This is a genomic window from Bartonella sp. AP36NXGY (assembly GCF_042195865.1).
Lineage (GTDB): Bacteria > Pseudomonadota > Alphaproteobacteria > Rhizobiales > Rhizobiaceae > Bartonella.
Genome location: NZ_JBHIPD010000031.1, coordinates 1 through 9,323, shown reverse-complemented (window position 1 = coordinate 9,323; position 9,323 = coordinate 1). Strand labels below are relative to the sequence as shown.

The 9,323-nt window shown below is 38.1% G+C and carries 7 protein-coding genes and 1 pseudogene; all 8 read right to left on the bottom strand.

All coding sequences use genetic code 11. The annotated features are described in order from the left end of the window. Positions 1-1,149: 1,149 nt before the first annotated feature. Positions 1,150-3,771: a DUF6990 domain-containing protein gene (locus ACFINX_RS08735; RefSeq protein ID WP_375668679.1), complete on the bottom strand. Its 2,622-nt coding sequence runs from the start codon at positions 3,769-3,771 to the stop codon at positions 1,150-1,152. A 99-nt stretch (positions 3,772-3,870) separates the two neighbouring features. After that, the gene (locus ACFINX_RS08730; protein ID WP_375668678.1) at positions 3,871-4,461 is read right to left on the bottom strand and encodes an SMI1/KNR4 family protein; all 591 of its coding nucleotides are present in this window, start codon (positions 4,459-4,461) and stop codon (positions 3,871-3,873) included. A gap of 52 nt (positions 4,462-4,513) precedes the next feature. Further along, positions 4,514-5,095, bottom strand: coding sequence for an SMI1/KNR4 family protein (locus tag ACFINX_RS08725; protein ID WP_375668677.1), 582 nt, complete (start codon positions 5,093-5,095; stop codon positions 4,514-4,516). Then, positions 5,095-5,577, bottom strand: a pseudogene (locus ACFINX_RS08720) (SMI1/KNR4 family protein); the annotation flags it as partial. The gene ACFINX_RS08725 and the pseudogene ACFINX_RS08720, both read right to left, overlap by 1 nt. Before the next feature lie 52 nt (positions 5,578-5,629). After that, on the bottom strand, positions 5,630-6,208 hold the full coding sequence (locus tag ACFINX_RS08715) for an SMI1/KNR4 family protein (RefSeq protein WP_375668676.1): 579 nt from the start codon (positions 6,206-6,208) through the stop codon (positions 5,630-5,632). After that, the gene (locus ACFINX_RS08710; RefSeq protein WP_375668675.1) at positions 6,205-6,678 is read right to left on the bottom strand and encodes an SMI1/KNR4 family protein; all 474 of its coding nucleotides are present in this window, start codon (positions 6,676-6,678) and stop codon (positions 6,205-6,207) included. Before ACFINX_RS08710 ends, ACFINX_RS08715 begins: the two co-directional genes overlap by 4 nt. A gap of 52 nt (positions 6,679-6,730) precedes the next feature. Next, positions 6,731-7,312 (bottom strand): SMI1/KNR4 family protein, encoded by a 582-nt coding sequence (locus tag ACFINX_RS08705; protein ID WP_375624079.1) that lies wholly within the window; start codon positions 7,310-7,312, stop codon positions 6,731-6,733. A 49-nt stretch (positions 7,313-7,361) separates the two neighbouring features. Beyond that, the coding region (locus ACFINX_RS08700; protein WP_375668674.1) for a DUF637 domain-containing protein at positions 7,362-9,323 on the bottom strand (1,962 nt) is incomplete at its 5' end.

Here is a 9,323-nt window from a genome sequence, read left to right as displayed (position 1 = left end):
AGTGGTATTGTCAATGATGCCAATCGCTATGCTGTTGAAACCGTTGGCAACCCTGCCTACCCTCTAGAGTTATTTCAGAGGGTTATTACCATAAGTTTAGAGACAATGAAAATCGTTAAGAACCTACCAAAACTAGAGATTAGAGAAACTGAATAACTTATAAAGCATGCTCACATAATGGGCATGCCAATCTTATTAAATCCGCTTATGTATTAGTTTAACTAACAGTCTATTTTATCATCTGTTATGAGATAAACTAAGATAGGAAATAATTACGTTATCAAGATCTCTTTAATGGACTTTTGTAAATTCTTTAAACGTATCATCTTGTGAGTTGATTACCTATAATCTTAAAAGGAATAATTTATCATGCGTTATTCTAAAAAGAAACCATTTGCACTTTTAGATACTCTTATTTGGATTGCTTTAAGACTTTTAAGAAATCCACTCTTAAATAGAATTAGATTTTTTTACATTGCCTTTAAAAGATTATACCGTAATCTAAAATGATAGCTTTATTGTTTTCAAAAGCTTTGTTTAAAGAGGATTATGTATATTCATTTTCTTATATTACTTATAGGTTTTGAAGGTTTCTCAAACCCCCAAAACCCCTACAAAACATATAGCATTAGTTGAGTTTACAGGTTGTATTTTGATATAGGTTGTTTTTTTTGGAAACTTGATAAAAGTTAACATATTGAAATATAATAAAATTTTATTTTTTATTGAAAAATATGTAAAGGGGGGGGCGTAAAAAGCACCTCCAAAACCCCCAAAAAACCCTAAACCTCCAAAACTCATAACCATAATGGTCTTGATAGCATTTCTTATGAGTTACAAGCTATCTTTTGAAAGGCTTAAAGGATCATATGCTTTTCATAAAGCACATTTTAATCACTCACTAAAATCATAAGATTCGTCTGTTAAATAAACTGACATAACCGATAAAATAGACAAAAGCCCATTAAAAGAGATTTTTATAATCTATGGAATAATTTTATAGATCTTTTTTTATAGGTTGTTTCATTAAAATCTTGCACCAAAACCATGATCAGAACCCCACCACTTCAGTTTCTCAACTAGTGATCAAGGCTTTGGAGCGCGTCTTATTTTCTAAATTTCTGAAATCTTTTTGATATTTTTTAGGTGCTATTTCTTGTCTTTTTTTCCGATAAAATTGACTATTTTCTCTTTCCACGAGCGGGGTTGCTCCTTGCTGGTAACCTCTTGTGGATCATCAAGCTTTTCTGCCACCTGTTTAATCAAAGCGTAACTCACTTGCTTCACCTTTGCTACTTCTTTGGCTAAAGCTAATGCACGTTCAAGGTGGGTTTTGTTGATGCTTTCGTCAAAGCCTAGGTGATCACCTGCCGTAAAGCTTTGCTGATAAGATTGTAAGGTCTCAACATCACCCAATAAAGCAAGAGCGCCAAGATGAAGCAAAGCATAATCCGTATCATCTGCTTTAGACGTTGCATCCCGTTGCCAAGGAGCAGTGCCATAATCAGAGCGAAGTCTTTTAGAAAGGTCAATGTCTGTTACCGCCCATTTTAGCGCGTCATCAAGTGCTTGCTTTAAACAATCCGTAGTGACTTCTGGTTCAAAGATTTCTAATCCCTTGGCTTCAAAATTAAGCTGTATATCTGGAATATCTTCCGTGTGGGTAGGATCAATGAATTTACAAGCAGCGGAAAGAATACCGGTACTAATCATAAAGGCGCTATCAAATTGCGGGTAGTCTTTGGCAATTTCGTCGTTATAAAGAATATCTACTTCACGATCAGCCAATTGATAGCTTGCCATATGGTCATTCTCATTGATTTTCTCGGTTGACCAGCCTAAGCTTTTCAAAAGTGTTGTCGCACTTTCCATGGTGAGACGATCATCAGTGTCATCCGCTTCCTCTGTCGCCTCAACAGCAATAGTTTTGGAAGCAACAGATGCTGTTTGGGAATCAAGGGACAAAATCGGAGCATTTTTTGGAAAACCCGCTCGATAACCCCGTGCAAGAGTAAGAGCGTTGTCAATCGTATATTTCGTGATACCTTCCACAAAGCTTAAAGAGTTTCCCTTTCTAAAATTCTCTTTATAAAACTTAAGCCTCTCAACATCTCCAATCAGAATAAGCGCAATAAAATGGCGTATTATAAGATCATATTCACTATTTGTTGGCAAAGCCGCATAATCATAGATGATTTGATTAACATTTTGTCGATCAGCCCAACACAAAATATCCGCACAGATCTGCTTCAGTTTACCTTCATCAACTTCATTACCAGACACAGTATATATATCTTCTAACTCTTTAAGAACGGTATATTGGGGAGTATTGATGAAAACAGATCGATAAGCTGTAGAAAAACCAAGTGTTGAAAGAGAAACCTTGAAGGTAACAAGCGGTGTCTCTCCGTTTTTATCAAGGTCGTACACTATATTAATGATACGATCTTTCTTTATAAAATAAGCATTGCAATTGTAATTTTTATCACGATAGACTGTCCAGTCCATCCTTTTTAAGTCTTCAGAAACTGTATTAAGAAAAGACAAATCTTGTAAACTAAGACGATCATCTATGGCTTTTCGCTCATTAAGGATTTTCAGATATTCTTCAGCAAATTGAACGGCCTGGTTAATATATCTCTCTACTTCACTGTCATCCAAGATCTCAGAAATCGTACCTGCTTCTAAAAAACTTTGATAAGATTTCAGGACATCAATTTGACCTGTCAATGCTAAACAAGCCAAATGCCAGACTATACGTATATTGTAGCTATACTTTTGAACACGTGTTTTGCTTTCTATTGATGCTTGTAAATCTTGGGCACGCGCCCACTGTATTATCCGCTCAGAGATTTTGATAAGCTCTTGCTCATCTAATGTCTCTACACAAATATCAATGCCTTTACCAAAACCACTAAAAATCCCCCCCCCAATCGTATTAAAAGAATTATAAATATTTTTAGGAGAAACACACCAATATTCCTTACTATAGTGAATACAATTGCAAGCGACAGAAATCATTTCATTAGATATTTCAGCTTCAATACGGACATTGTAATTATCATGAAGACGTATAAAACCAAAATCAAATTGAATAAAGCGGTCGGGCAAAATCAACCACATTTTTCCAGGTTCCGTTGAAAACCACCCTTGTGTTTTAAGAACGCGCATTGCTGCTGTGAGACTTATCGAGCGCTGTTTTGGCTTCTTGCGCGTTAGAATATCGTCTAATTCCCCATTTTTATAGGCCTGTGCAAAAAAAAGCAGGCGATCATCCGATGTCATTGTTTTATAATCTGCAAATTCTGGCACAGATAGTTTTGGGGTAGATCTATCACTCCTTAAAGCCTCCATATCACCAAGTAATGCTTGTGCAACGGCAGAATGATTAGTAGCTTCCTCGCACAACTTTTTTTCAATATCCTGTGCTTGCGCCCATGCAATCACTCTATTTAGAGCGTCCTTAATATGGCTTTCGGAAAGATCCGGAGCTTTAACATTAAAATCCTCCTTCGCGTAAAACAGCACATCTCCATATTTACGCTGTGATTTTTCACCTCTAGAATATTCCCGAGCAAGACAATAAGCAGCGGTGGTGAGATCAGCCGAAAGCAAAAACTCTTTGCCTCTCTCTCCATAATTTTTTACACCATAGCCAATGCCAATAATGCGATCGGGAAGATGATAATGCGCAAAAGTATCACCCACGTTATCACGATAAGGCTCCCAGCCCAGTCTTTTTAAAATTTCTGTGACATCTTTGGTTTGCATCATCATTCCCCCAGCATGATCTGTAATTCTTTTACATAAAAATTACTTATGTAATACTTAGGCTCTCTAGAAAGACTATATATTTCCTCACTATCAATTTCACCTCTTCCATAGTTTTTTCCAAAAACTCTTGTAAAAAGGGATAGGTTGCGGAGTGGGAGTGTTCTCAATCTTTTCAATCGGTTGGTCACCATCAAGTATCTCTTCTCCCGCGTGTACTTTAATTCTTTTACAAAGGAATTCATAAAAATTACTGGCGTAATATTCGCAATTATCCAATGGATACATAACATAGATTGGACATTCTCCATCCCGAAACTGCGTATAATCAAAATAAAAAATTTCATCAAAATCAGCGTAACACACGACAAGCTGTTCTGATGTTGCAAAACCATCTCTTCTATCATTTAAGTTTTGGAAAACAATATCACCACCAGGGATATCTGCTCCACACTCCTTATAAAGGCTAAAGATTTCTTCACCACCAATTTCTCCTCCTACATATTTTTTTAAAAAGCTCTTATAAGAAGATGTGAATTGCAAATCGAGAGCTTTCTCCGCCTTTTCAATCCGTAGATCATCTGTTTCATTCTCTTCATCATCTTCACTACCCAAATTGATAATCTCATCATCATATTTATTCACTTTATCAATTAATACTGCAACATCAGCTAAGGTATAGGTTTTCATGGATGATCCTCAAAACTTGCGTTATAAACGCTTCATATTTCCTCTATCAATTTCACCTCTTCCATAGTTTTTTCCAAAAGCTCTTGTAAAAAGGTATAGGTTGCGGAGTGGGAGTGTTCTCAATCTTTTCAATTGGTTGATCACCATCAGGTATCTCAACTCCCACGCTTTCTTTAATTCTTTTGCAAAGGAATTCATAAAAATTACTGGCGTAATATTCGCAATCTTCAGATGGAAGCATGACATAAAGTGGGCATTCACCATCCCGAAACTGCGTATAATCAAAGTAAAAAGTCTCACCAAAATCTGTTCTACTTACGATAAGCTGTTCTGGTGTCGCAAACCCCCTTTTTCTATTATTTAAGTTGCGGAAAACAATATCACCAGCAGCAATACCTATTCCACAATCCCTATAAACGCTACAGATTTCATAACCTCCAATTTCTCCTCCTTTATAATTTTTTAAAAAACTCTTATAAGAAGATGTAAATTGTAAACCGAGAGCTTTCTCCGCCTTTTCAATCAGTAGATCATCAACTGCATTTTCTGCAGTACCCAAATTGATAATCTCATCATCATATTTATTCACTTTATCAATTAATACTGCAACATCATCTAAGGTATAGGTTTTCACAAATCTTCCCCTGCGTGCTCTTTAATTCTTTTACAGAGAAATTCATAAAAATTACTTGCATAATAATGTGACGCTCCAGATGGAATCTTGACGTAGAGTGGGCATTCACCATCCTGAAACTGAGTATAATCAAAGTAAAATGTCTCACCAAAATCAGTTCTACTGACAACAAGCTGTTCTAATGTCGCAAAACCATGTTTCCTATGATATAAGTTTTTATGCACAATATCACCAGCAGGATGATCCTCAAAACTTGCGTTATAAATGCTAAAAATTTCCTCATAACCAATTTCTCCTCCCTTATAATTTTTTAAAAAATCCTTATAAGAAGTTGTAAATTGTAAACCGAGAGCTTTCTCCGCCCTTTCAATCACGAGATCATCAACTGCGTCATCTTCAGTACCAAAATTGATAATCTCATCATCATATTTATTCACTTTATCAATTAATACTGCAACATCAGCTAAGGTATAGGTTTTCATGGATGATCCTCAAAACTTGCGTTATAAACGCTTCATATTTCCTCTATCAATTTCACCTCTTCCATAGTTTTTTCCAAAAGCTCTTGTAAAAAGGGATAGGTTGCGGAGTGGGAGTGTGCTCAATCTTTTCAATCGGTTGATCACCTTCAGGTATCTCTTCTCCCGCGTGTACTTTAATTCTTTTACAAAGGAATTCATAAAAATTACTGGCGTAATATTCGCAATCTTCAGATGGAAGCCTGACATAAAGTGGGCATTCTCCATCCCGAAACTGCGTATAATCAAAATAAAAGGTTTCATCAAGATCATAACTCACAACGAGCTGTTCTGGTGTCGCAAAACCATGTTTTCTATCGAGTAAGTTTTGGTAAACAATATCACCAGCAGGAATACCTTCCCCACAATCTCCATAAAGGCTATAAATTTCTTCACCACCAATTTCCCCTCCTACATATTTTTTTAAAAAAACTTTGTAAGACGATGTGAATTTTAAATCCAAAGCTTTCTCTGCCTTTTCAATCACAAGATCATCAACCGCATTTTTTTCAGTACCAAAATTGATAATATCATCATCATATTTATTAACCTTATCAATTAAGACTGCAACATCATCTAAGGTATAGGTTTTCATAAATCTTCCCCTGCATGCTCTTTAATTCTTTTACAGAGAAATTCATAAAAATTACTTGCATAATAATGTGACGCTCCAGATGGGATCTTGACGTAGAGTGGGCATTCACCATCCTGAAACTGAGTATAATCAAAGTAAAATGTCTCACCAAAATCAGTTCTACTGACAACAAGCTGTTCTAATGTCGCAAAACCATGTTTCCTATGATATAAGTTTTTATGCACAATATCACCAGCAGGATGATCCTCAAAACTTGCGTTATAAATGCTAAAAATTTCCTCATAACCAATTTCTCCTCCCTTATAATTTTTTAAAAAATCCTTATAAGAAGTTGTAAATTGTAAACCGAGAGCTTTCTCCGCCTTTTCAATCTGTAGATCATCAACCGCATTTTTTGCAGTACCAAAATTGATAATATCATTATATTTATCAATTAATACTGCAACATCATCTAAAGTGTAGGTTTTCATAGATGATCCTCAAAACGTGCGTGATAAACGCTCCATATTCCCTCTATCAACTTCACCTCTTCCATAGTTTTTTCCAAAAGCTCTTGTAAAAAGGTATAGGTTGCGGAGTGGGAGTGTTCTCAATCTTTTCAATTGGTTGATCACCATCAGGTATCTCTTCTCCCGCGTGTACTATAATCCGTTTGCAAAGGAACTCATAAAAATCACTGGCGTAATATTCGCAATCGCCCAATGGAAACCTGACATAGAGTGGGCATTCACCATCCCTAAACTGCGTATAATCAAAATAAAAGGTTTCATCAAAATCAGCATCACAAACGATAAGCTGTTCTGGTGTCGCAAAACCATCTTTTCTATCGAGTAAGTTTCGGTAAACAATATCACCAACAGGAACACCTTCCCCACACTCCTTATAAAGACTAAAGATTTCTTCACCACCAATTTCCCCTCCTTTGTAATTTTTTAAAAAACTCTTGTAAGACGATGTGAATTGTAAGCCGAGAGTTTTCTCCGCCTTTTCAATTACAAGATCATCAACTGCATTTTTTGCAGTACCAAAATTGATAATCTCATCATCATATTTATTCACTTTATCAATTAATACTGCAACATCATCTAAGGTATAGGTTTTCATCAATTATTTCTCCAAATTTCTTTTTTCTCTTTTCATCAATCGTAGAGCATTACTGCCGATGCTCCTGTCCCCATCTGTCAAAATCTATCCCTATGATACTCCATTTCATATCGATTATTACTCCTAAATTATTGTTTGTTTGTTCTCTATATCCTTTAGCGCGTTCCTTCCAATATTCCTCTCTCCACTTACCAAACTTTTTTCTCTCTATAAGCGATTGATGTGTTTTAGAAGGAGCATGAATCACGGAATTATATTTGTTATGATCTTTACTGCCAATTTCTGCTATGGGCCCCTCATGCGTTTGCTTTAGGTGATGCAACTCAACAGGCTGACCATCAAATCCTATCGGTGCTCTTCCTGTTTCCATTCTATCAATATTAGTGCCCCACATTTCTTTTTTGTTTTCCATCCAGTTAACCCTTTTATTAGGATCAAACAGGTCGTCTCTCTGATAGGCTTTGTTTGTCTGTCCAAATTTGCTATCGGTAAATTTAGTGGGTTTCTTTTTTAACCAAAGCTTTTTTTCTTTAGCAGCAAGTTTAGTTAGTTCTTTCTTCGCCGCAAGTTTGTCAGGATCTCCCTGAGCTGCAAGTTTGGCAAGATTTTTCTTGGAAGCGAATTGGGCAAAATCTTTCCTAGCAATGAACTTGATCACAGCCTTGTTGCCAAGATTTATAGCTCCCTTGGCTGCTCCAGCTCCTCCAGCAAAGTTTTCTAACACTCCGGCTGATAATCTTCCAGTTTCAAAACCAGCATTAAAAGCTCCGTTAACTTCCGCTTTTTCAAGATTCTCTTTTACGTAATCTATATCCCCTATAAACGCATCCTCAACACCTCCCCAGAATTGACCAGCACCTTCCCAGGCATCATCAATCACATGTCCACTCACGACCCAAGACGCTCCTGTTTCAATGTCTTTAACAGCCCTTTTCGCGCCCCCCCATGGATTGCTAGCAAATATCATTATTTGTAACATCATGTTCTTCACAGCGCCATCAGCTAACTCGTATAGCTTGATTGGTGCATCGGCAATGAGACCAGCCATAATTCCTGTCGCAAAAGTTCTATCTTGTTGTTCATCAATCTCGAACCATTTTTCGTTAACATCTCTTCGACACTGATCATCAGGGCATTCTTCTAACTCTTTCTTCATCTGAGCGCGTTGTGCACTACCCAAAAAGTTATTTGCAGCGGCATTACCAGCGGCATCGGCGCCGGCATCAACATTGCCACCGGCAATGGCGGCAGCAACGCCCCCGGCAGCCCTTGCAACATCAATGGTGTGATCTCTAAAGTCAGCAAACTGCGCATCAATCTTTGCGTTTATACGCGCTTCCTCTTCCGCTGTAGGGGTGCGACCGTTTAGATCCCCCATTTCCTCTTTCACAATGCCTTGCACCCACAATTGAAACTGGAGCATAGCGGTGGCTTCGCCCACAGCACCCCCCACAGCACCGGCTGTGCAAGCACCGCTCGCAACAGCGCCTTTTAAGCAGCCAAGACCAGCGTGGGCAACGATCTGTGTGACCGTGTCTATTTTGCCTTCAGCCTTGGCGGTACCGATTTCTTCCGCCAACGATTTTCCAACCGTATCAGACAGGGCGATGCGCAGATTGTTAAAAAAGTTCTTGTCAAGAGAGCCACCCTCAAGAGCCGTTTGAACGCCTGTGCCAATGGCGGCTTTGATCAGGTTCTTTTCCGCTTCACTGGCGATACGATCGACAAAAGGAGCGGTTTTTGGCAAAGATTGTCCAACACCTGCCATTTCCGTTAGTTGGCTGGTTAAGCCTGCTGTCAACATCGACGAAACAATGCTGAGAACATTCTTTGAAGAGCCAAGCTCATGCAAGGCACCGGCAATATTGCCGCGATTATTGACAAGAGCCACAGCGCTTTTGTTAATCAGCGCTTGGACACCAGCCTGTATCGCTGCATTCATGGCGGTGCTCGAGCCAAGCCCCAAAGCACCGGTAATGGCACTGGCAGCGCCCGAGGCTGCTCCACCCGT